Origin of the sequence: Psychrobacter sp. PL19, assembly GCF_017875835.1 — a bacterium.
Taxonomy (GTDB): Bacteria; Pseudomonadota; Gammaproteobacteria; order Pseudomonadales; family Moraxellaceae; genus Psychrobacter.
The window spans coordinates 2,485,736-2,509,570 of the sequence record NZ_JAGING010000001.1 but is presented as its reverse complement, the minus strand read 5'-3'; the positions used below and the strand labels follow the sequence as shown (position 1 = coordinate 2,509,570).

The 23,835-nt window shown below is 42.5% G+C and carries 18 protein-coding genes; 6 read left to right on the top strand and 12 right to left on the bottom strand.

Annotation, left to right across the window (positions count from 1 at the left end):
- The first annotated feature begins 16 nt into the window (after positions 1-16).
- Together H4W00_RS09960 and purF are read left to right on the top strand one after the other, a co-directional pair.
- A complete protein-coding gene (locus H4W00_RS09960; RefSeq protein ID WP_209957795.1) occupies positions 17-514 on the top strand; it encodes a CvpA family protein in 498 nt (165 codons plus the stop codon).
- A gap of 307 nt (positions 515-821) precedes the next feature.
- Complete coding sequence (gene purF, locus H4W00_RS09955; RefSeq protein WP_209957793.1) at positions 822-2,357, top strand: amidophosphoribosyltransferase; 1,536 nt, start codon at positions 822-824, stop codon at positions 2,355-2,357.
- 147 nt (positions 2,358-2,504) lie between these two features.
- On the opposite strand, the gene H4W00_RS09950 is transcribed toward purF, so the two are convergent.
- From H4W00_RS09950 to yajC, 6 genes are all read right to left on the bottom strand, one after another.
- Positions 2,505-2,861, bottom strand: a complete 357-nt coding sequence (locus tag H4W00_RS09950) for an AzlD domain-containing protein (RefSeq protein ID WP_209957790.1) — start codon at positions 2,859-2,861, stop codon at positions 2,505-2,507.
- On the bottom strand, positions 2,851-3,573 hold the full coding sequence (locus H4W00_RS09945; RefSeq protein WP_327193137.1) for an AzlC family ABC transporter permease: 723 nt from the start codon (positions 3,571-3,573) through the stop codon (positions 2,851-2,853). Before H4W00_RS09945 ends, H4W00_RS09950 begins: the two co-directional genes overlap by 11 nt.
- Positions 3,574-3,708: 135 nt before the next feature.
- Positions 3,709-5,130 carry an MATE family efflux transporter gene (locus H4W00_RS09940; RefSeq protein ID WP_209957788.1) on the bottom strand — a complete coding sequence of 474 codons (1,422 nt, stop codon included), beginning with the start codon at positions 5,128-5,130 and terminating at the stop codon, positions 3,709-3,711.
- A 275-nt stretch (positions 5,131-5,405) separates the two neighbouring features.
- Entirely contained in the window at positions 5,406-6,413 is a 1,008-nt protein-coding gene (secF, locus tag H4W00_RS09935; protein WP_442793113.1) for a protein translocase subunit SecF, read from the bottom strand.
- A 291-nt stretch (positions 6,414-6,704) separates the two neighbouring features.
- The gene (gene secD, locus H4W00_RS09930; protein ID WP_209957784.1) at positions 6,705-8,582 is read right to left on the bottom strand and encodes a protein translocase subunit SecD; all 1,878 of its coding nucleotides are present in this window, start codon (positions 8,580-8,582) and stop codon (positions 6,705-6,707) included.
- 540 nt (positions 8,583-9,122) lie between these two features.
- Positions 9,123-9,401 (bottom strand): preprotein translocase subunit YajC, encoded by a 279-nt coding sequence (gene yajC / locus H4W00_RS09925; RefSeq protein ID WP_209957782.1) that lies wholly within the window; start codon positions 9,399-9,401, stop codon positions 9,123-9,125.
- 623 nt (positions 9,402-10,024) lie between these two features.
- On the opposite strand from yajC, the gene H4W00_RS09920 reads away from it, so the two are divergent.
- From H4W00_RS09920 to H4W00_RS09910, 3 genes are all read left to right on the top strand, one after another.
- Entirely contained in the window at positions 10,025-11,230 is a 1,206-nt protein-coding gene (locus H4W00_RS09920) for a CNNM domain-containing protein (protein WP_442793114.1), read from the top strand.
- Between the two features lie 512 nt (positions 11,231-11,742).
- Entirely contained in the window at positions 11,743-12,237 is a 495-nt protein-coding gene (locus H4W00_RS09915) for a hypothetical protein (protein WP_209957781.1), read from the top strand.
- Positions 12,238-12,508: 271 nt separating this feature from the next.
- Complete coding sequence (locus H4W00_RS09910) at positions 12,509-15,514, top strand: LysM peptidoglycan-binding domain-containing protein (RefSeq protein WP_209957780.1); 3,006 nt, start codon at positions 12,509-12,511, stop codon at positions 15,512-15,514.
- Between the two features lie 119 nt (positions 15,515-15,633).
- Here H4W00_RS09910 and H4W00_RS09905 read toward each other — a convergent pair whose 3' ends face one another.
- A complete protein-coding gene (locus H4W00_RS09905; protein WP_209957779.1) occupies positions 15,634-16,824 on the bottom strand; it encodes a transglycosylase SLT domain-containing protein in 1,191 nt (396 codons plus the stop codon).
- Between the two features lie 1,139 nt (positions 16,825-17,963).
- Positions 17,964-18,806, bottom strand: coding sequence for a Nif3-like dinuclear metal center hexameric protein (locus H4W00_RS09900; RefSeq protein WP_209957777.1), 843 nt, complete (start codon positions 18,804-18,806; stop codon positions 17,964-17,966).
- A 337-nt stretch (positions 18,807-19,143) separates the two neighbouring features.
- Here H4W00_RS09900 and H4W00_RS09895 point away from each other — a divergent pair, with 337 nt between their 5' ends.
- The gene (locus tag H4W00_RS09895) at positions 19,144-20,472 is read left to right on the top strand and encodes a S1C family serine protease (protein WP_209957768.1); all 1,329 of its coding nucleotides are present in this window, start codon (positions 19,144-19,146) and stop codon (positions 20,470-20,472) included.
- 85 nt (positions 20,473-20,557) lie between these two features.
- Here the strand turns inward: H4W00_RS09895 and yfaE are convergent, their stop codons facing one another.
- From yfaE to H4W00_RS09875, 4 genes are all read right to left on the bottom strand, one after another.
- Complete coding sequence (gene yfaE / locus H4W00_RS09890) at positions 20,558-20,824, bottom strand: class I ribonucleotide reductase maintenance protein YfaE (RefSeq protein WP_209957765.1); 267 nt, start codon at positions 20,822-20,824, stop codon at positions 20,558-20,560.
- A gap of 110 nt (positions 20,825-20,934) precedes the next feature.
- A complete protein-coding gene (nrdB, locus tag H4W00_RS09885) occupies positions 20,935-22,068 on the bottom strand; it encodes a class Ia ribonucleoside-diphosphate reductase subunit beta (protein ID WP_209957762.1) in 1,134 nt (377 codons plus the stop codon).
- Between the two features lie 79 nt (positions 22,069-22,147).
- Positions 22,148-22,504, bottom strand: a complete 357-nt coding sequence (locus tag H4W00_RS09880; protein WP_209957760.1) for a hypothetical protein — start codon at positions 22,502-22,504, stop codon at positions 22,148-22,150.
- 161 nt (positions 22,505-22,665) lie between these two features.
- Positions 22,666-23,553, bottom strand: a complete 888-nt coding sequence (locus H4W00_RS09875; protein WP_209957758.1) for a hypothetical protein — start codon at positions 23,551-23,553, stop codon at positions 22,666-22,668.
- Positions 23,554-23,835 lie beyond the last annotated feature (282 nt).

Sequence of the window (23,835 nt, the reverse complement as noted above, 5' to 3'; positions counted from 1 at the left end):
CAATAGGGCGGTAAACATGAGTGGTTTAGATATTGTGATTGCCTTTATTGTTTTAATTGGCTTATGGCGCGGTTTTCAAGTGGGCTTGGTCAAAACGGCATTCGGTCTAATAGGATGGTTTATTGCTTTGGTTGCCGCTACTCGGTTGGCCAGTGCTATTGCACCACAGTTGTCAGGATTTGTGCAAAGCTCGGTCTTGCAGATGGCCATGGCATTCTTATTAGTGGTCATAGTCATCTTGGCGATCATGCATCTGGTAGGATTTGTATTTTCAGGGGTGCTTAAAACGTTACGGCTGGGCGTGGTAGACAAAATGGCTGGCGGCGTACTTGGCGCGGCCAAAAATATTCTTATCGTCTTAGTAGTGCTTAGTGTGAGTGCGCCGTTATTGGTACAAATGCCGCAATGGCAAACCTCAGTATTAGCACCAGAGTTACTGCCATACGCGCCTATGGCCAAGACTTTGGCCTCAGATGTGCTAGGCGTTGCTTGGGATCAAATTAACCAATCATAAGTCTTGATAAATGGCTGACAAGCCTCATCTAGCGCTCATAACTTTTAATGCTAACGATTATTAATACTAATAATTTTTAATACTAATGACTAATAATGCTAATGATTTTTAACATTAATAACTTAATTTTCAACATTAATAACTTAGTAGTCATAAAGCATCATTCATAGATCATCAATTAATTGTTTTTAATGACAATCTAATTTCAGCAAGCAAAATAATCAAAGCCGTTTGTCTGCCAGCTCTTACTGCCAGCAATCGTGCTGTTATTGTGTTACTAATATGTGGCTAAAAATAGGATATAACTATGTGTGGAGTCGTTGGGGTTGCAGCTCATGAGCCAGTCAATCAAATTCTTTATGATGCCTTAACTATGTTACAACACCGCGGGCAAGATGCTGCGGGTATTGTGACTTTACAAGATGGGCGCTTATACTTACGTAAAGAAAATGGCATGGTACGTGATGTCTTTATGAACCACCACATGCAGCGTTTGGTGGGTCAGTTTGGTATCGGTCACGTTCGCTATCCTACTGCTGGCACGTCTAGCAGTGCTGAGGCCCAACCTTTTTATGTCAACTCACCTTACGGTATTACCTTGGCCCACAATGGTAATTTGACTAATGCTGAGAGCTTGGCAAAATCATTATATCAAGATGATCGCCGTCATTTAAATACCGATTCAGACTCTGAAGTGTTATTGAACGTTCTGGCACATGAAATGCAGAACCTTGATAAAACTCATCCAACCCCTGACGATATTTTTGAAGCAGTAAAAGCAGTTTATAGCCGCTGTGAAGGGGCTTATGGGGTAGTGGCATTGATTACTGGTCATGGTTTGCTGGCATTTCGTGACCCGAACGGTATTCGTCCTTTAATCTTTGGTGAACGTCTCGCAAAAAATGGCGGCACCGAATATATGGTGGCCTCAGAGTCAGTGGCGCTTACCGGCTCAGGCTTTAGCATTATTCGTGATGTCAAACCAGGTGAAGCAATCTTTATTGACCTCAATCACCAGTTGCATACCCATCAATGTGTAGAGCAACAAGAATATACGCCGTGTATTTTTGAGTATGTTTATTTTGCCCGTCCAGACTCGATTATGGATAACATTTCAGTCTACAAATCACGTCTACGTATGGGCGAAAAACTGGGCCAAAAAATCCTTAGAGAGTGGGGTGAGGATCACGATATTGATGTGGTCATACCGATTCCAGATACTTCGCGCACTTCAGCGATGGAGTTAGCGCTACAGATGAACATCAAGTACCGCGAAGGCTTTATGAAGAACCGCTATATTGGCCGTACCTTTATCATGCCTGGTCAACAGCAACGTAAGAAATCAGTGCGTCAAAAACTCAGCCCAGTACCATTAGAGTTTAAAGGTAAGAATGTACTATTGGTTGATGACTCTATCGTGCGCGGTACCACCTGTCACGAAATCATCCAGATGGCAAGGGATGCAGGTGCTAAAAAGGTATTTTTTGCCAGCGCTGCGCCGCCAGTAAAATATCCCAATGTATACGGTATTGATATGCCAGTACGCAGTGAGCTGATTGCTTCAGGTCATAGCGTGGATGAAGTGCGCAAGATTATCGGTGCTGACCGCTTGATTTTTCAAGATCTGGACGACCTAATTGATGCGGTAAAAGACACCAAGCACAGTAAGGTTGAAGGTTTTGATTGTGCGGTATTTAATGGCTGTTATATTACTGGTCAAATCAATGAAGCGTACCTTGACCACTTACAACAGCTGCGTAGCGAAGCCGCTAAAACCGGCAAAAAAGGCATGCAAATCGTTGCTGACACGCCTGTTGATATGACTGGTGTAGAAGAAATGTAGTAGCCCGCCCAAAAATAAGCTGACTTTAAATAAAAAAAATTCAATAAAAAGTTAAATAAAAAAGGCTGAATTCTCTAGGGAATTTAGCCTTTTTTTGCGATTATTCTATGACAAAATATTTTTACATAGCCTTTTTACATAGCCCCTTTACAAGACATAACTAAATAACCAAAGCAGCCCATTAATAGCGGCAATACCAACCACCATGCTGACTAGTAGCTGACGACTGACATGGTAAATGAATAATACCAACAGCAAGGCACCCATTTGCGCCAATAATAAATGCAGCTCCGTACTACTTAAACCGGTGGTTAGCGATAAATCTTGATAGGCAAGGCTGGTTAAAATTAATAATACCAAAACCGATAGCGGTAAACTCTCGTTAAGACGATGTAACCAGGGCTTATCGAGCATTTTTTGTGGTATCAAGGCTGGAATAGCACGGGTGATGAAGGTGACTCCTGCCATCGCAAAGGTGGCGGCAATCAGGTAGCTACTGGTCATTAGAGTCTCCTGTTACGGTCTGCTGTATCCAAAATGCACGCATCAAAATCAGCACCATGCAAACCGCAATAGCGACCAGCAATAACCAATTATTAGTAAATAGCGAGGCAATAACCAAACCAATAACAGCAATACCAATGGGGAAATAACGTTTGATATTTTGGAACTGCTCATAAGCTAAAATTACAAACAGACAAATCAAGGCAAAATCTAAGTTTGGTACGAGATCATTGAGGGTACTACCTATCATTACGCCAAGGGCGCTTGCCAATACCCACCAACTTTGGTTGAATAAACTCACCGGCAGTATTAGCGCTTGCCGTGTTTCAGTAGGTAAACTGGTCATGACCGAAAAGGTCTCATCAGTGAGCGCGAATAAACAATAGGTTTTGGCAAGCTTGTTGGTTGGCAAGTATTGCAACAAGGGTACGCCATAAAACACATGACGTAAATTAATAGCAGCGATATTAGTAGCGATACTACCAATCGGTAATCCAGCACTTAGCATAGGCAAGCAAGCATATTGAGCAGCACCCGCATATAATACGACGCTGAGCATGATAGTCGCCCATATTGGCACACCAGCGACTTGTGCGAGTACCCCAAAGGCGATCCCTGCCGGTAAATAGCCCATTGCTACCGGAATGCTTTTTTTGAAGCCCGCAGCCCACTGGTAGGTCGGTTGCGGTAGTTGCTTAGATTGAGTGGTCACATGAGGTCCTAAATTGTCTATCTTGGTTGTCTAACTCGTCTGCATTTATGAGAGTACTATTTTTTAAATGAATAGTGATTTTACTGGCTCGATAACACTAGTGCTTGAAGTCAGGTTATTTAATTAGGACAGGCTTCATAAACTAGGCCGTAGCTTTTCGTAGCTACCAGTAAGGTGCGCCCGGTATAAAAAACCACTCAGAATAATGAATCGTAGCAGTAATAAGCACCAGACACTGAGCCAAATGCCGGTCATAGCCCATTGCTGGTATAGTAGCCAACTGAGTGGGAAAAAGACCACGGCTAATATTAGAGCGGCGTTACGGATTATACTTCCTGCAGTTAAACCAAAAAATATTCCATCGAGCCAGTAAGCCCCGACCCCAACTAGGGGTAGCAGTATCGCGTAAATATGATACTCATAAGCCAAGGTAAATACTGGCTCAATATTAGTCATCAGCTGTAAGTAGGTGGGCATTACCAGCCACCATATGGCGCTCAGCATTAAAGCAAGGCCGTAGCTGACCACACCAGTGCGCTTGACAATAATACGAAAACGCGCCCAATCACGGCGTCCTGCTGCCTGACCACTTAAGGTCTCTGCTGATACTGCCACACCATCGAGGGCAAAGGCTGAAATGCTTAATACCTGTAATAAAATGGCGTTGGCCGCCAGTATCAAATCGCCACTTTGAGCGGACAAACGGGTTATCCAAGCAAAGCTTAAGGTCAATATTAATGTGCGAATAAAAATATCTTTATTAAGTGAGAATAGCCTCAGCATTTTTTCTTTGGCGAAATGCTGTGGATCCGCAGTAAAGAACGCTTGCCAAGACAATTGTAAGTGACGACGACTCAGCCATAACGCCAATACAACCCCCAACCAGAAGGCAATAGCCGTTCCTAATGCCACGCCTACCAGGCCCATTTGCATACCGTAGACAAAAAATACGGTTAGGATAATATTAAGTAGCGCAATAAACCCCTGTTGATAGAGCATATAACGGGTCTTGCCTTGTCCGGCAAACCAGCCAATAAATGCAAAGTTCATTAGCTCAGCTATCACGCCCCAAAACCGTACATCTAGATAGGTCTTTGCAGCAACGCCGCTTTCAGGGTTGGCTGATAACGCCTGTAAACCAAAATCAATGAGCCACGGTTTTGCCAGTAGTAGTATTCCACCGATGATAAAAGCCAATAGCAATGCCCGCTGTAAAATAGACAGTAGGGGTGATTGCATCTGCGGCTTATCACTTGCAGTACTGCTCGTCGATGCCTGATCATGATTAGCAAGTTGCCCTAGTGCTTGTGCGGACAGACCGGATGAAGCGTATTGCAAAAAGTTAAAGCTAACCAACAATAAAGACAATAGCTGTATTGCCAAACCCATACCAGCCAACTTGGCAGTATCATTCATATTGCCCACAATTGCGGTGTCAATAACGCTTTGTAGTGGCATGGCTAAATTAGCCAATAACACCGGCAAGGCAATAGCGATAATGCGCGTGTAGCGAGTATCAATCGGTGGCAGGGTACTCAGCGGCGTAGTAGAAGACATAAAACAGTCGCTTATGCGGAAACATAGGGAATATGCCTGCTACTACATCATGTGGTTACAGGGAAGATAGCTTGATGGTTAAAGCTTAACAAAATATAAGACTTATAAAGCATACAACTTATAAAGTAAAAATAGTATAAAAACAAAAGCACCTATTGGGTTAGGTGCTTTTGTTTTACACTTTTTTATAGCCACTCGAAGCAACTTCTTCGTGAAATGCTTATCTTGGCATGTTAGCTTTGAAACATTAGTTTTGAAACATTAATCTTAAAATATTAGTCTTGTTCGAACATTTTTGGGTCATTAAAAGTAACAATCTCTTCTTCAAACTCAGGCTTAACCTTCACAACAAAATCGTCACGTGACAGCCCCATAGCTAAGGGGATAGAGCTTGAAATATAGATTGACGAGTAAGTACCTGCGATCAGACCAATAAACAGGGCCACAGCGAACCAATATAAGCCATCACCACCTAAGAACATCATAGCCAACACTACCAACATCACTGTTGAGATAGTCATAATGGTACGACGCAAGGTTTCCGTTAATGACAAGTCGATGGTTTGGCGGGGGGTTACACCACGCACACGGCGAAAGTTTTCACGGATGCGGTCATAGACCACGATAGTATCGTTCAATGAATAACCGATGAGCGCGAGTACGGCCGCCAAAACTGTTAAGTCGAATGGGAAGCCGAACAGGGCAAACACTCCAACTGTTACAATGGCATCATGGAACAAGGCTGCTACTGCACCCACCGCTAGCTTAAATTGGAAGCGCAGAGCAACATAGCCCAGCATAGAGACGAGTGCTAAGGCCACGGCCATCACTGAGTTTAAGTATACTTCGTTACCGACTTGGCTACCAATAATATTAACATTACTAATTTCAGCTTTGTTGTTGGGTAAATTTAAGGCTTTGCCGAGTGAAAGATTAAGCCCATTAATATTATCCGATTGCGGTGGCAAGCGCACTAATAGCTCTTGGCGCGTACCGAGATACTGTACGACAGCATTGTCAAAGCCATTATCTGCTAAGGCTTTAACCACTTCAGTTTGCTCAGCAGGTTGCTCGTAGCGCACATCTGTAGATACCCCACCAGTAAAATCAAGACCTAAATTAAGACCATTAACGGCGATGGCAATAATACTACCGATTATTAGCAAAATAGATAGAATAGCCATTGGCTTTTCTATGTTCATAAAAGGAATAATGCGCTGATTGCCAATGGCTTTAATACCACCTTCCGCTTTTGCCGCCGCATCATCAGCCGCGTTATTCATCGACTCATTAGGGTCTAGATCGACCTCAGAATCGGGCATTTGGGTTGTTAGCGCTTGACTGCCTTGACCACTGCGGCGAGCCTTATCTTTTTTGCTTAGTGATGCTTGCTTAGTTGAGCCTTTGGTCTGGTTGTTGCTGCCTTTACCGTCGCGGCGTGGTTTATTACGGCGGCGATTGGTTTTATCATTTGGGTCTTTCGGGTTACCGTCTGAGCCACCACCTGAACCAGTAGAAGTTGGCGTATTTTCTTTTCTTGGGGGATTTTTCTGTTCAATCGCCATAGTTTTCTCCTAACCGATGCTCAAACGTTTGATAGATTTACGCTTACCGTAAGCAATTTGTACCAGCGCGCGTGTGACTAAAAGCGCTGTAAATAACGAGCTGACAATACCGATTGCTAAAGTAATTGCAAAGCCCTTAATAGGGCCGGTGCCGATAGCAAATAGAATAAAGGCCACTAATAATGTAGTGATGTTAGCATCGAAAACACTACTAAAGGCTCGATCAAAACCTGCCGTAATAGCAGATTTGGGTCGGACCCCATTTGCCAGCTCTTCACGTATACGTTCAAATATGAGTACGTTGGCATCTACCGCCATACCAATGGTCAATACAATACCGGCGATACCAGGTAGCGTCAGCGATGAGCCTATAATAGACATAATCGCCATTATGATAATGACGTTAATCGCTAATGCGACGTTGGCAATCAAACCAAACAGACGATAAAAGACAATCATAAAGGCGAATACTAATAGATAGCCGACTTGAGTTGAAAACAAGCCTTTATCAATATTCTCTTGGCCCAGTGACGGACCAATCGTACGTTCTTCAACGAAATACATTGGAGCTGCCAGTGCCCCTGAACGTAGTAATAATGCCAGCTCAGCGGATTCAGCATTGCTGTCTAAGCCAGTGATACGGAATGACGAACCGAGTACCGCTTGAATGTTGGCACGGTTAATGACTTTAGTTTCAGCATAAGGTGTACGTATTTCAATAGTCTCACCAGTAGCGGGGTCTTCCTCATAGGTGATTTTTTGCTTATTTTCAATGAACAATACTGCCATTTGCTCACCAACTGCGGTACGCGTGGCATTTTGCATCAGTTTACCGCCCGCGCTGTCCAAGGTAATATTTACTTCAGGACGACCACTTTCATCAAGGCTAGACTGAGCATTAGTGACCTTGTCACCGGTGACAATAGCTTGGCGATCTAACAATACTGGTGGACCATCAAGCGTTCTAAACGGGAAGGCTTCAGTACCAGCAGGTGGAATACCACCCATGAAGTTTTCGCTGTCTTGGGCGACCATTCGAAACTCAAGGTTTGCGGTACGACCAAGTACTCGCTTGGCCTCAGCAGTATCCTGCACACCAGGCAGCTCAACAACGATACGATTAGAACCTTGTGACTGCACCAACGCTTCTGCAACGCCAAGTTCACTAATTCGGTTACGTAGAGTGTTCAAGTTTTGGTTGACTGCGTAGCTATTAATTTCATCTAAGGTCGCATCGTTATACGACATAATCAGGGCAGGGCCTTGGTTATCAATAGAGGATTGTAGGTTGAAATCATTACCCGCTGATCCTTGCAAGATATTTTGAGCGCGGTTACGACTGTCAGTATCAGCAAAATGCAGCACGATACCTTGAGCTTCCGTTTTAATGCCCTTAATAACGACACGCTCAGCACGTAGGTCACGACGCACATCGCGACTGGCACTCGTCAAACGCTGCTCAAGTGCTTTATTCATATCCACTTCAAGTACGAAGCGTACGCCACCGCGTAGATCAAGACCTAGCTTCATCGGTTTAGCACCAATATCACGCAGCCACTGCGGTGTAGTCTGCGCTAAGCTAAGCGCCACTACATAATCGTCACCCAAGTTCTGCCTCAACACTTCTTGTGCTTTGAGCTGAGCTACTGGGTTATCGAGACGTACTAGCGCACTATTGCCCTCAAAAGTGCCGTCATGAGAGTCCACACCAGCCTCTTGTAGTAAGGTTTGTGACCGGATCAAGAGATCTTCAGACAGCTGAGTACCTGCCGCTGCACTGGTAACCTGCACCGCAGGCTCATCAGGATAGAGGTTGGGTGCAGCATACAGACCGGCAACGACCAGCACGATGGCAATGAGTACGTATTTCCAAGCGGGATATTGCATAATCACTTCTTTAAGTTGATAAAGTACTGGCGACACAGGCCACAAGTCAGCAGATGGAATGTTAGCGATTGCAATGGGTAACTGCCATGTTTGGCATTTGGCACCTTTATCATTTGCAATTGTCCACCATCGCGACCATCCGCTATGATAATAGAGCGTAGAACGGTAGCGTATAAAATACTATAGGGTGTAAAGCGATATCGCTTCCCAATATAACTATTTAATTTATCTTTAAACATTTTATTAAAGGTTATACAGCCTTTAAAACGATAAATTAGGCTATTTCTAAGGTCACAATGTATAGCGATAAGTCTGCTATTTGAAGCTTGTCCGGCTGTGCTGCCGCTTTATTTGACTGACTAACAGCGGAAAATGACCGTAAACAATGAACGGTCATTTTTATAAATACGATGATAATAGATAAATACAACGATTTTAATAGCAGTCTGATAGCAATCAAATCTGATCGTGATCAATTATTACTATCAACAACTGCAATCATAATCATTAATAACGACCATAAGTCATTATCGCGGTTACTTATACGCTCTCAATAGTGCCTTTAGGCAATACTGAAATCACAGACGCGCGCTGTACCTTAACATCGGTATTATTGTTTAAGCTAACAACAGCATAGACCTCTTCAAGGTCTTTGATACGACCCATCAAACCGCCGGCAAAGATTACTTCACTGCCAACCGTCAAAGAACTGACCATCGCGCGATGTTCTTTAGTACGTTTAGATTGTGGACGGATCACCAAAAAGTAAAAAATGGCAAAAAATGCTACTGGTAATAAGATTTGACCAAATTGTTCCATATCTCTCTCAATGAATAATAGACAATAATAAAATTAGACGCATAGTAACAAAAAATCCCATACTTGGTAACTGTTAATCATGGGATGAGCGTATTTTTCTTGACAGACCGGCATACTATCAGCCGATACCTATCAGGACAATCCTTTTGGGTGGCTAAAAGCAATAAGATCACTATGTAAAAACACCTTAGCAGACAGCTATTAGATTTGTACATTGATATCAAAGGCACTAATGAAAGGCACTGATTATGGTGATAGACTGCAATAATGTTAGTAGCCATACTCACTTTGCTACTATCTTTCTATAGTAGATTGTTTTACTCAAAAAAAGTAGATAGCATGACAAATTATTGTTAAACCTTAGTATCAATGCTAATATCAAATTGCTGCACTTATTACTGTTAAATTTAACAAAAATTGCTTAGTGATATCCAATAACATTATTATATTAGATAGTAGTTTTTTTATTGTATGTAAAGTAATTGCTTGTCCCGTATTTTATCCTTTTTCGTTTTCTCTCTTTGTTTAGGTTACCCAACTTGTTCCCCACTTTTTTGTTTACACCACGTTTGTGTCGTCCACGCGCTTATCGTAAAGAAGCGTCTGCTAAACCTCCCCCGGCGATGCGATATCACGCCCGTTTTGGCGTTATAGGAGTATCTGCAACTTTACTGTTGGCAATATTATTGATGATGTTGCCTCATCCTGCACTGGCAGTTGAAACTCTAGCAGAGCCGACGACAGCTAACGTATTATTCCTGTTGTTGTTCGTTTTGATCGCCATTGGGATTTCATTTATCTGCTCATTGGCAGAAGCCGCATTACTGACCATGACCCCGTCATATATCGCTGACGTCCAGGAAAATAATCCCAAAAAAGCGAATATGCTAAAACGCCTAAAAGTCGATAATATCGATCAGTCGCTAGCCGCTATTTTGACCTTGAATACCATGGCTCACACCTTAGGCTCTATTGGTGCAGGTGCGCAGGCAACTATCGTCTTCGGTAGTGCTTGGTTTGGGGTGTTCTCTGCGGTTATGACTTTTGCCATTTTGATATTCTCAGAGATTATCCCAAAAACACTAGGGACAATGTATTGGCGGCAATTGAGCGGTTTGGTGACCTATTTTGTACGCGGTATTATTATTCTTTTATATCCTATCATCTGGTTGTCTGAGCGCCTGACTAAATTCTTGGTGCGCGGTAAAGAAGCTGATGTCTTTAGTCGCCGTGAGTTTTCTGCCTTGGCCAGTATCGGTGAGGAAGCAGGACACATCGATCCGCTAGAGGCGCGCATTATTCGTAACTTATTAGCGTTTGGCGCGATTAAGGTTGAAGATATTATGACCCCACGCTCTGTAATGCTGGCGTTTGAGCAGACCAAGACTATCGCTGATGTGATGGCAGATCGACCCAAATTAACCTTTTCGCGATTGCCAATTTATGATGGCGATCTCGATAATATCACGGGCTTTGTATTAAAAACCGATATGCTATTAGCGAAGGTCAATCATGCTATGCATAAGCCACTGATTCAGTTTCAGCGGGAGATTACTTATGTATTCTCAAAAATGAAGCTGTTTGATTTATTAGACTTGATGCTAAAAAATCGGATTCATATCGCTGTTACCGTTGGCGAGTACGGTGAAGTAAAAGGGCTGGTTACCTTAGAGGATGTGCTTGAAACCTTGTTAGGTCTTGAAATTGTCGATGAAATAGACCGCGTAGAGGACATGCAGGCGTTGGCACGGCAAATGATGGATAGGCGCGTAGAGCGTCTAGGTATGAAGCTTAGTGACGACGAAGAATATGATAATGGTAATACTTAAACTAAACTTTGAGGTCAAACTCCAAAGCGACCGCACCAACTAGAGCTTCACTCAAACCTAATCTAACAATAGTATTATTATGAGTGAGACAACAAAAGCAGTGGCCAGTAGAAGATGAAACGCTGGCTGTTGCCAATGATATTTACCTCATAATATATGCAAGAACGACACATGCCGTCACACAGCTGTGAGGATTTGATGATAGTCTGAAGCTCTAAATTGTAACAAATTAATTTCTAGCGCTGCAGTATGCTGGCATAGACATTAAAATATAGTCAATCAGCAATATATAGGCACTCAGAATCATGGTACAAACACCGTCGCTTGTGCAAATACTAATTACAAGCATTAATCAAAACTACTCGACTAAAAAATAAATAGATCTCTAAGCAATTTAAAAAAGCGTCATTTGAACACCAGTAACGTCAATCAAATCTCAAATAAAAGAAAATCCTTGATTAACTACAATTACGAGTATGATCTCGCTAAGGCCTATTCGACTAAGGAATATGATGAAACGACTATGGGAAAAAGGGCTGTTGGCTCTGTTTATTAAGTCTGCTAGCGCGACCGCTGTAGTGGCGATAGCAAGTACCGCCAGCATCAGTGCTCAAGCGGCACCGATGACCCAAGGCGCGGTACAAAGCTATGCAACGGCTATGAAGTCAGCGGCCAACAGCCAAAATATTAGCCAAGTGGCAAGCTTAGTTTCTGATGATGCGCTTATTTCATTATCAAGAAAAGGCAAGTCTACTAGCTTAGACAAAGATGCCTACTTAAAGTTATTGCAAAATAGCTGGAATCAAACGTCGAACTATCGCTACGACATCACTATCGATAACATTGTCATTACTGGAGTGCAGGCCAAAGCCAATGTAACGACAAACGAAAGCTGGGTAAAAGAGGGGAGAAATGTTTCATTTGTGACGACCTCACGAGTGACGCTGACCTCACCAACTGGTAATGCAGTACTGTTACGTGCAGTATCGCAAGTGACTATTGAATAATAAAAAACAACGAGTGAATAATAAAAGATAACGAGTGAATAATAAAAGACAAGAAGGATACGCCCTAGTAGCATTACTCCAACCGACTAGTCTTTCTAGTACTCCGGTTTATATAGCCAGCATTTATAGTGTTAGTTTTAAGCCTTAAGACAATCGCTTACGTTTTGTCTATTATCTTTTATATTACACTGGTCTTTGCTTTACGTTGCATACTATACTGTCAATTAATTTTATTTCCATCTATTCTTGTTGTTAGGAAGCTCCTATTATCATGTCTACTGTGTCATCAACTTCTCGCTCATTTATCGCTTTGCCACTGACGCTTGCGGTGTCAGCTCTGCTCCTCAGTGCTTGTAGTAATACCTCAACAGTGAAAAGTACTGGTGCAACCAATAGCGTGCCCGTGGTCACTAAGCGCCCTGCTACTGCGGTAAAACCAATCACTAGCGCTGACTATTCAACTGCGTATTTAGATGCTGATAGCTTAGATGAGCTGGCAGATTTATTAGAAGCCAGTGATATGACCATGGTTGAAGACAATAGACTTGCCATCCAGCAATACGGAGACTTGTGGAGTCGCTTGCGGGCTGGCTATCAAATGAATGGTAGTAAAGCGGTTTATAATCAGCGTATTGAAGGACAAAAAAGCTGGTTTACCAGCCGTCAGGATTATCTAAACCGTTTGACTGCGCGTGCCAGCCGTTACCTATACCATACCGTACGTGAAGCGGAACGTCGCAATATCCCTACTGAGTTGGCCTTGTTACCCGTTATTGAGAGCTCGTATGACCCTAGTGGCACGAGTAGTGCTGCTGCGGCAGGTTTATGGCAATTTATTCCAAGCACGGGCCGTATTTACGGTTTGAACCAAAGTAGCAGCTATGACGGTCGCCGTGACGTTATCGAGTCCACCCGCGCAGCATACGACTTCTTGACCGCATTACACAATCAGTTTGGCAGCTGGGAGCTGGCTTTAGCCGCTTATAATGCCGGCCCTGGTCGTGTTCAAAAAGCTATCGATGCCAATGCGGCTCAAGGATTGCCAACTGATTACTGGTCACTCAGGCTACCGACTGAAACCATGAATTATGTTCCGCGCTTTTTAGCCGTTGCTGAAATTGTTGCTCAACCTGAGCAATATGGGGTTTATCTGCCAGCGATTGCCAACCGTCAGCATTTTCGTAGTGTGCCGGCCAACTATGGCGTGAGCTTATCTGAAGTGTCGCAATTGACAGGGGTCAGTTACGACGAGCTAGAAAAGCTTAATACAGCTCTAACTTCATCACGTATTGACTCATCAGGTCCACAGCGGGTCATCATCCCTAATGACGTTAACTTGACGGTTGATGCCAAGCTAAGCGCATTGAGAGGTAATGGCACCAGTAATGTTATTGCTTCAAGCAACAGCAATACGGCGGCGCCAAGCTATTCAAGCCCAACGACTCCTAGCTACAATAGCAAGCCTTATAGCAGCTCATCATTGCCTACTACGGGTAGCGGCCTAGCTGATTATGCTGCCAGTGCTAGTGTGCCTCAGCAGACGACCAGTTACATTACCCCAACCAGCACGCCTAACAACAGCTCGGTCTATAGTAGTAACGCGTCTGTCCGTACTGAACCACCACTGACTAGTAAAGAGACCAATAAGATTAACGCTGAGCTAAAAAATAGCAATAGCTTACCAACGACTTCAGCAATGATTACTCAAAATAACACCATTGTTCAAGAGCCACCACTAAGCAAACAAGAGCGCGACTTCATCGTACAACAAATTCAGTCACAAACCCCTGAAACCAACGTGATTAGCGCCATCGATGGTAATATTAAGCTATCTGCAATTCAGACGCAGCAGTCTATCCTAGAAGCCAGCGGTAAAGAGAAAACGCTTAGTTTCGCTAAAAATTCAGCAAGCAAACCAAAACCACAAGGCACACGGACTACCTATTCGGTAAAACGTGGCGACACCCTATCTAATATAGCCAGCCGAGCTGGTGTTAGCTGGCGTGATATCACGGAGTGGAACCAAATAGATGCTAGTGCAACTCTATTATCTGGTAGTACCTTATATCTATACAATGCCAAAACTATTGAGCCGCTAAGCAGTGCTGGTGCCACAACAGCAAACCAACCTGAAAGTTACGTGGTACAGGGAGGTGATACTCTTATTGGTACCGCTAATCGCTTTGGTTTATCAGTGACCCAGCTGGCAACCTACAATAATTTGAGTAGCCGTGCTGATTTGTTAAGAGGTCAAAAATTATGGTTGATTGCCGGTAAAGTGACGGCACCTGCCGTTACCCCTGCCGCTCCGTCTTCAAAACCTAGCCGTAAGTCGACCGCCGCGACTAAGAACTACAAGGTAAAATCTGGTGACGGCCTAATTGCACTAGCACGTCAATTCAATATTTCAACGGATGCTTTAGCCAGTCTCAATAGCCTTGGCACGACCGATTCGTTATATGTGGGTCAAACGCTCAAAGTACCTACCAGCGTAGATTTCACAGCTCCTAGCAGTAGCAGTAATAATAGTAGTAGTGCCAGTGCCAGCAGTTCAACGCCTACTAGTAACTATAAAGTAAAATCAGGGGATACTTTAATTGGTATTGCCAATAGTATCGGTGTTAGTGCGGGGCAAGTGGCTGCTGTCAACAGCAGCTTTGACGCTAACGCGCGTTTACAACGTGGTCAGACGATTAAAGTTCCCGTTTCTAAGATAGAAGTAAGCCGTCAATTAAACAACCAGCCAACCAGCTACAAAGTGCAGTCAGGCGATAGCTTAACAGGCGTGGCCAATCGATATAATATTGGTTTGAGCGACCTGGCATCAGCCAACGGTTTGAGCAATACGTCCAACTTGATACTTGGCCGTACCATCATTATTCCTGTAAGTGGTAGTAGCGCGAATGTTTCAGCTAGCAGCAGTAGCAACAGTAGCAGTAGCAGTACCGCGACCAACAGCAGTGGCAAGAAGCTTAGTAATACAGAAAACTATAAAGTGCAGTCAGGTGACGGCTTAATCGCTTTAGCGCGCAGTCTAGGGGTTTCAGTAGAAGACTTAGCTGCGACTAATAATCTAGCGCCTAATGCACAGCTACAGCGCGGGCAAACGATTAAAGTGCCAAAAGTCACGGTCAGTTATACTGTAGGTTCAGGCGATAGCTTGATCGGTCTAGCACGTAAATATGGGGTTTCAACCCAAGAGCTGGCTGATATGAACAAGATTGCAGCCGATACTATGTTACAGCGTGGCCAGCGTCTGACCGTACCGAACCGCTAATAGCTGTTTTATAGCCATTACTTTAACTGATGATTTAAACTTGTCCTTATCCCACAAAAAAAGCTGCTCTTATCAAAGAGCAGCTTTTTTGTCTGAAGTTTTTTACTTGAAAGAGTCTATTAAACCATCTCGGTTTTCATGGTTTCAAGATAACTTCTAATATTACTGACATAGTCCATAACCTGACCAAAACGACTATTTGACGCCTCATTTTCTGATAGATAGGCATAAATATTTGCCCAGCTCTTATCATCAATCCCGTCTGCTCTAAGCTTGCGTTGAATACCCTTAACTGCATTCGGCCCCATGTTATAGCCGGCGAGTGCGAACCAAATGCGGTCAGTTTTTGGCACATCTGCAAAGTCGGACTTCATCTGCTCTAAATAACGTGCACCGCCACTAATACTTTGGCCGGGATCAACACGGTTAGAGACCCCCATTGCCTTAGCGGTATTATTGGTGAGCATCATGATACCGCGCACTCCTGTAGGCGATACAGCATTGGCATCGAGATGCGACTCTTGATAACCCATTGCTACCAATAATTCCCAATCATGATTGTAGTATTGCGCTTGCTCTTTAAAAGAAGACTGATAATCAGGAAGTTTTTCAGTCATAGTCTTTTTAAAATGCTGCTGACTGTAGGCATCTTTGAGTAAGTTTTGATTGTAGAACGCCGCTAACTTTTGAGTTTCTTCTAGCTTAATGCCGTTACATAAGAAATAGCTGGCTTTTTTTGACAGTGGGTCATTTGCTTGGTTGAACGTCCAGCTGACTCTGGGATGTAAGCCATTTTTAGTCAAGCTGGTGTCATAACCACAGCTTAAATTTACTGAGGGTAGGCCAAATTGACTTTTTAGTTGGGTGCTAGCAGTGGTTAGTGCCATATCAGCATTACCTGATTGTAGCGCTCTTAGTGCTGCTTCCTCGCTAGCGTAGGCTTTTAGGTCAATAGTTACCCCAAGCTGATCAGCATAGCTACGCAACAAATCATAGCCGAAGCCATGTTGGAAGCCATCGGTGGCAAAGTAGGTGCTATCACCAGGCACGGCTGCAATAGTCAATGTCTGTTCTAGCATCACATGATCATAGGCTGGCACAGGGTCGCTCATGGTCGTGAGACTCTCAGCGGGTAGGGATAGTAATGCAATGCCGGATACTTGTATAAATTTCTTAGACTTGGCAAAACGAGTAGATGGAACGAGGTTACTTCTGGTGTTAAGCAAGCGTCTAGCAGGATGCAGTAAATAAGAAATACGGCGTTTGGCACCTTGCGCGGATACTTTGACACGATAAGTAATACGTTGCATGCATGTCTCCTAATTTTAGCCATCCTGCTTACCGTAAAATGAGTCATTAACGAATGCTTATATCGCTAGCATTCGCTAAATTTACATTTTAAGTGCTGTTCACTCCTCAATAGGAAAAGTGAATATCACCTTGCTTAAATATAAAAGCCACCATTATCAATGTTATTTGTATTGGTTATTGATACAAATAGCTAATATGAAGATGGGGTTCAACCTATCCGCTAGCGTCGATTTAAAAAGACTTAAACGCTGCACAATCAAAGATACGAATTACACAATTCGTTAGCAAAGCTCGCTACAAAAATAGGGTAAAAATTATATTAAACATAGGTAAGGCCATGAATAAGTTATTGAGACATAGGCATAAACAGTAATATTGATATGGTAGTGGTAAAACCCAACTAAAAATCTAAATCAACGTCTACTGTACTGATATTAACGACCATCTGCTCTACAAGTAACTTATAGAGTAGAAGACGTAATAATATGCCATCGTCTAGCAATACAGATAAATAATGAATTTTATGACCGTCACGTTTCAAATAGAAAGTGAGGTCAAAAAATCGTTCTATACTGTTATTGCTACGCTAAATATAGGATACATAGTGATCATTAAATATATGGTGTCATCACAGGGTATCACTGCAAGTCGTTACTCAGATTCTCATCAGTACTAGTAGCCGCTACAAAAATAGGCCAACGCATAACACGGATAAATAGCCACCTGCCTCAGAAAACTGCAGGTAAAATCATAGGCCGTATCATGTAATGAATATATGAATAACTACCGCATCATTTAACGCTATAACCGGAAGCTATAATAAATGGGAAGTTTCATGACAAAACATTCTCTTACAAGTTGCTAATATGCGGGTATTAGTTGCAGTATTCAAGTTAAGTTAAGAAAAGAGTGATAAAACTTAACAATTAGGTGGTAGACGGTCAAAAATAGATATATTTTGCTTAATTTTTAACCAACTAAAGTTTATCAAAATAACTTAACAAATATCCATTAATTTTCTATCCTAGCTCGCTGAATCTAAATGTAGTCTTAATACTGCTATCAAATCATATTAAGCCTTTCGTCTAAATAAGCACAGGCCCTAACATAATGCAGCAAGGATAGTTTTAACTCGTGATTACGCTGGATTATCAATATCAATAAAAGTCACTGGTACGCTAAAGTGTTGTGCAATTAACTCACCTAATGCCTGAATACCGTCACGTTCTGTAGCGTGATGACCGCAGGCAAAGTAGTCAATACCAAGTTCGCGAGCGATATGAGTGGTACGTTCTGATATTTCACCCGAGATAAAAGCATCACAGCCCATTACTGCCGCCTGTTCGATCATATCTTGCGCGCCGCCCGTACATATCCCAATACGCTCGAGGCGCTTCGAGTGAGTAGCGGTACTATTATTATCAGCCGTATTATCAGCCGCATTATAGTCGCCAGAGATATGCAGCGGCGCACGTCCTAATGCTTCGGTGATGATAGCGCTTAGACTATGGGCAGTTTGCGGGGCACACGTTGCGATGTTGCCCACCGGATGTGAATCATTAGGATAGAGCGCCTCAGTGATGGTCATGTTTAGCGCCTCTGCAAGTTTGACGTTATTACCAATTACTGGGTGACCATCAAGGGGTAGGTGATAAGCGATTAACGAGATGCCGTTCTGCAGCAATTTACGAATACGTTGTCCTTTCATACCTACTATAGGGGCAGGTTCACCTTTCCAAAAGTAACCATGATGTACCATGATTGCATCGGCATTATCAGCAATCGCCGCATCGATCAAGGCTTCACAAGCAGTAACGCCAGTGACAATGCGCCGTATAGGTCGGCCACCATCCACTTGTAAGCCATTAGGAGCGTAGTCTTTAAAAGCAGCAGCACTCAGATAGTCGTCACAAAATTGTGTCAAGGTCTGAGCGGTTACGGAAGGGCTGGATTCTTCAGTTATGACGTCTTTAGTAGTCATTATGGTTTCCTGTTTTGGTTTAATTAAGTCGGTTTAATTAAGTGAGATTAACTACTGTGATTTGATTAATCTAACTTAATTATTTAGATTCGATTGTTATTGTAACTTACTAATATTTCGTATTAGCTAAGTACTTGCTGTCAATAAAAGCATATAATATGGATGACAGTTATTTTATCATACTGCTGAAAAAATTCTGACAAGCATACTAACTGAAACGGTACACGATCCGTTACAATTTAACCTTGTTGCCAGTTATAATTTACAGACGAAATATTGTTGGTCTGAGAGTCTCAGACGCTGTACGTCTGTATCAAATACATAGAGGTTTTTCTATATGTCGTCATCCCTGAACACCAATAACAAGGCCGGTTTCTTAAAATGGCTACCTTGGGCCTTATTGCTGATAGTTATTGCAGCTTTTGTCTGGTTGTTTGCGAGTATGAAGACCCCGTCAGAGGCCAAATGGGAGCCACCAAGAACCACGGCTGTTGAGCAACAAGCATCCGCTTCAGTGTCTGACACCCCAGCACCTATCTCTTCTTATCACAATGCAGTTGCCCGTGCCTCGCAGTCGGTGGTAAATATCTACACGACTCAAGTGATGGAAGAGCATCCCTATATGGATGATCCGGTCTTGCGCCGCTTTTTTGAGTTTCATAATGAGGGTCCGCAAGGACAAGGTCCTACCAATTTAGGCTCTGGAGTCATAGTGTCAAAGGATGGCTATATTGTCACTAATGCTCATGTCATAGAAAAAGCGGATGAAATTACTGTCGCCTTCAACGATGGTCGTAAAAGTCGTGCCACACTCATTGGTACCGATCCTGACAGTGATTTAGCCGTCATTAAGGTAGACATGACTGGGCTAACACCGCTTGGTTTTCGTGAAATTCCTATTCGCGTGGGTGATTTAGCATTAGCGATTGGTAATCCATTTGGCGTGGGGCAAACGGTGACTCAAGGGATTATCTCAGCGACCGGTCGTACTGGGCTTGGGGTGAATAAATTTGAAGATTTCATTCAAACGGATGCCGCTATTAACCCAGGCAATTCAGGCGGTGCGCTAGTTGATGCTCGTGGTGAGCTAGTGGGGATTAATACTGTTATATTTTCACGTTCTGGGGGCTCGATGGGTATCGGCTTTGCCATTCCAACGGCTTTAGTGGAACAGGTAATGAACGCGCTGATTAAAGATGGTCGTGTGACTCGGGGCTGGCTAGGGATTGAAATCCAGTCACAGCTACAAGATCCGACCCGTCTTGAAACCTCAACGGGTGTGGAAGTACTCAAAGTTATCGATAAAGGCCCAGCGGCAAAAAGTGGCCTAAAGGCCGGTGATGTGATCTTAACCATTGATGGTATTGAGATGACTGATGCCAATACTCTGATACAATATGTGGCTCGCAAACCCATCCGTACTGAGCTCAACACGCAGATATTGCGTGACGGCAAAAACAAGCAAGCCAAAATTATGCTAGCCGAACGCCCACAGCAAGAGACAGTTGAGCCACCAACTACCATCGATAAGGGCAGCTTAAATGGTCAACCAAGTTATCATGGTGGCGATCAAGACGGACCGATGATGTCTGAAGAAGAACGGTTACGTATGCGTGAAGAATTGCTACAGCTGTTCGAAAATGACGCCGCTACTCAGCAGCAGTAGAGCTCATAGTAAGTGATAAAAAAAAGCGCGCTATCTTGATTAAGATAACGCGCTTTTTTATGGCTGCTGATAACGGTTCTACAAATTAGTCTTTGATAAACTCATGCTCGATATAAATAACGCCTTGTACCCGGCAACAACAAGCTAGGATCTCATCGTCCTCAATCATAGCCAGTGGTGCAAACGGATAATCGACCGGATGTGAGCCTGCAATCCGGCGTATACGGCAACTGCCACAATAGCCTTCCTTACATTGGTAGTTAACCTCATGACCAGTCCGCAGCAGCCCATCTAGTAGGCTCTCATCGTCATGTAAGTAGAACTGCTGTTTACTGGTCATTACCCATGTCATAGTTGATCCTATCGCGATTAGTCCTGTCGTATGCTATCTGTTTGTCAATCGACCTTATTCATTGTTAATGAGACACCAAGCTAAACTTTTACTCAGCTGGCTACCATTCTCTATAGCTCAAAGTCATCAAAATCATTATTTGATAAATCTGAATCAATCTGACCAACTAAATATGAACTGATTTCAGTTTCTTGTGGCGCGACCTGAACATTATCAGAGGACAGCCAGGTATTGATCCATGGAATGGGGTTCGATTTAGAATTTGGGAATGCTGATGGTAGGCCAACCGCTTCCATACGCAAGTTAGTGATGTATTCAATATATTGGCATAAAATATCTTTATTCAGGCCAATCATTGAGCCATCTTTAAATAAATAGCTGGCCCATTCTTTTTCTTGCTCAGCGGCCTTGCGGAATATCTCGATGCTTTGCTCATAGCACTCATTGGCAATCTGTACCATTTCTGGATCGTCTTTACCATTGCGCATTAGGTTCAGCATATGCTGTGTACCAGTCAAATGTAAGGCTTCATCACGAGCAATTAGCTTGATGATTTTGGCATTGCCTTCCATCAGCTTACGTTCAGCAAAGGCGAACGAGCAGGCAAACGATACATAAAAGCGAATTGCTTCAAGGACGTTAACCGCCATGATGCACAGATATAGTTGCTTTTTTAGGGAGGTCAAATCAACCGTCACTTCTTTGTCATTAATAGTATGCGTGCCTGCGCCGAACAAGCTGTAAATCTGCGAGTTGTGATATAGCTCGTCATAGTACTGGGCGATATCAGAGGCGCGCCCTAAGATATGCTCATTGGTCATGATGTCATCAAACACTAGGCTTGGGTCATTGACGATGTTACGAATAATATGGGTATAACTGCGCGAGTGAATGGTCTCTGAAAATGACCAAGTCTCAATCCAGGTTTCAAGCTCAGGAATAGAGACTAACGGGAGTAGCACCACGTTTGGGCTACGACCTTGGATAGAGTCGAGTAGGGTCTGGTACTTCAGGTTACTCAAAAATATATGCTGCTCATGCGAGGATAGGTTGCCAAAGTCCATACGGTCTTTTGACACGTCGACTTCTTCTGGACGCCAAAAGAACGACAATTGCTTTTCAATCAACTGTTCAAAGATAGGATGCTTTTGTTGATCATAGCGGGCAATATTGACGGGCTGACCAAAAAACATCGGTTCTTTCATAGCGTTGTTTGGCGTTTGGTTAAAGATTGAGTAAGTCATGGTCATGCCTTTTTATGTTGTACAGATTATTAGTCTAAAATTTTGAAAATAGTTGTAAAAACGCGCTATAGGTTTTCTACTATAAGTTCTCTAAAGATATTTGTACTGGTACTTGTCCATCATTCATATAAGCTTTGAGCATTTCGCTTAGCTCTATATCATCCAATGCTTCTAATTCATCGATATCACTCTTCTGAAGTGTACCTAGGCCAAGGTCTTGAGGTTCTTTCGATGGTTGCTTTGGCGTCTGTTTCTTCAATTGTTTTTTAGGTTCTTTTATTGCTGCTTTCTTTGGTTCTTCGCTTGAGTTTAACTGCTTACGAACGTCTTCGATGTCTACTTCCACTTGTACAATGTATGAGCGACCATCGTTTAGGTCTGAAAATACGTTAGGGATAAATAAACCACCGTCTTTGATGATTGCGGTATATTGCACGCCTTGACCTCCGTCGTTTTTATTCTCGGTATCTTAAATATGGTTTAATTATAACAACTTAAGAACTTGATTTGAGTGTAGGTTGGTATAGAGGAACGAGACCGAACAAGTTGTTAAATTAAAACCGTTGGGGCCGTAAGCTCCGCCCAACCTACGCTTCATTAATGTTCGAAACAAGCGTTCAAAAACCTTTTTAACTTTCTATGCCTTGTACTACTTATCAAAGGCGTAAATTGTCTCATATTATCTGATTCAAATAACTTGAAACCTTCCATAATAATACTATGAGCTTCACGAACACTATCTTGTAAATGTTCAATATCTCTGATCATTCTATTGAGATCTTTAAAGGTTATATTACCTTCATCAAACTTATCTAAACTTTTAAGAATTGCATTGTTATTTTGAATCATGGCTTTAATCTTAACTCTATCAATAAGATAGTTTAGACCTTTCAGGTTACCTAAGCTCTTGGTAATATAAAAAGGACTTTGAACGTCTTTTCCTATTCTAACCTCTTCAAGTTCAATCTCAGATTGTGCAGCTCTACGCTGTATTGAAATGATGGAACTCTTACTATGCTTCATTTGTTCTAACTTGTCATACAGTCCATCAAGACCTTCAGATTTTATAGCCCTATAAACGCGCTCAATCTTTTTCCAATCAGCTTCCATTTCACTTAACTTTCTATAATTTTCAGTAATATTGGATTTTGCTAATTTTATATTCTCGACTTTGTTGAAATAATCAATCTCTTTATTAAGTTTGTTACTCAAAGACGTAAAGTTTTCTCCGAAATACTTCTTACCACAGACATTTCCTAAATTAGTCAGCCTTCCAGACTCAGTTTCAACAATACATCCATTATTATGAGCTGTACGACAATTTGATAAACCACATCTACCCTTATTTGGAAGTTCATATCTATTAATAACTTGCTTTAATTTTTCCTTCTTAGGATCTAATGAGTCAGTATATCCACTCATTTTAAAAATATCATCCCAAGTAGTAATTCTCACAAAATGCTTTTTACTAACTGACATATTCAAATTTTTATCCCTCTCAGCAACTTATACTTAATAGTGCTAAGGTGCCGAAACACCCGAACACTAAACCATTTAGGTCAGACCAAATACCTATGCTATTTTTCTAGCATAAGTGTGTTTAGCATTTAAGTTTATGTATCCGTTAAGTCCATTTCCCATTCTAGCCAGTCTTATCATATTATTGACATGGTAAGAGCCAGTTGTGAAATAGTTATACAGATACGTACCACCTTTCGTAAAACGTACAATTATAAAGTCGGTACCGACTTCAAACGCGCTTACGCC

What these genes read in the sequence shown, in the direction of transcription:
- H4W00_RS09960 (WP_209957795.1), top strand. Translation starts at nt 17, where the DNA reads ATGAGTGGTTTAGATATTGTGATTGCCTTTATTGTTTTAATTGGCTTA.
- purF (WP_209957793.1), top strand. Translation starts at nt 822, where the DNA reads ATGTGTGGAGTCGTTGGGGTTGCAGCTCATGAGCCAGTCAATCAAATT.
- H4W00_RS09950 (WP_209957790.1), bottom strand. Translation starts at nt 2,861, where the DNA reads ATGACCAGTAGCTACCTGATTGCCGCCACCTTTGCGATGGCAGGAGTC.
- H4W00_RS09940 (WP_209957788.1), bottom strand. Translation starts at nt 5,130, where the DNA reads ATGTCTTCTACTACGCCGCTGAGTACCCTGCCACCGATTGATACTCGC.
- secF (WP_442793113.1), bottom strand. Translation starts at nt 6,413, where the DNA reads ATGAATAACGCGGCTGATGATGCGGCGGCAAAAGCGGAAGGTGGTATT.
- secD (WP_209957784.1), bottom strand. Translation starts at nt 8,582, where the DNA reads ATGCAATATCCCGCTTGGAAATACGTACTCATTGCCATCGTGCTGGTC.
- yajC (WP_209957782.1), bottom strand. Translation starts at nt 9,401, where the DNA reads ATGGAACAATTTGGTCAAATCTTATTACCAGTAGCATTTTTTGCCATT.
- H4W00_RS09920 (WP_442793114.1), top strand. Translation starts at nt 10,025, where the DNA reads ATGCGATATCACGCCCGTTTTGGCGTTATAGGAGTATCTGCAACTTTA.
- H4W00_RS09915 (WP_209957781.1), top strand. Translation starts at nt 11,743, where the DNA reads ATGAAACGACTATGGGAAAAAGGGCTGTTGGCTCTGTTTATTAAGTCT.
- H4W00_RS09910 (WP_209957780.1), top strand. Translation starts at nt 12,509, where the DNA reads ATGTCTACTGTGTCATCAACTTCTCGCTCATTTATCGCTTTGCCACTG.
- H4W00_RS09905 (WP_209957779.1), bottom strand. Translation starts at nt 16,824, where the DNA reads ATGCAACGTATTACTTATCGTGTCAAAGTATCCGCGCAAGGTGCCAAA.
- H4W00_RS09900 (WP_209957777.1), bottom strand. Translation starts at nt 18,806, where the DNA reads ATGACTACTAAAGACGTCATAACTGAAGAATCCAGCCCTTCCGTAACC.
- H4W00_RS09895 (WP_209957768.1), top strand. Translation starts at nt 19,144, where the DNA reads ATGTCGTCATCCCTGAACACCAATAACAAGGCCGGTTTCTTAAAATGG.
- yfaE (WP_209957765.1), bottom strand. Translation starts at nt 20,824, where the DNA reads ATGACATGGGTAATGACCAGTAAACAGCAGTTCTACTTACATGACGAT.
- nrdB (WP_209957762.1), bottom strand. Translation starts at nt 22,068, where the DNA reads ATGACTTACTCAATCTTTAACCAAACGCCAAACAACGCTATGAAAGAA.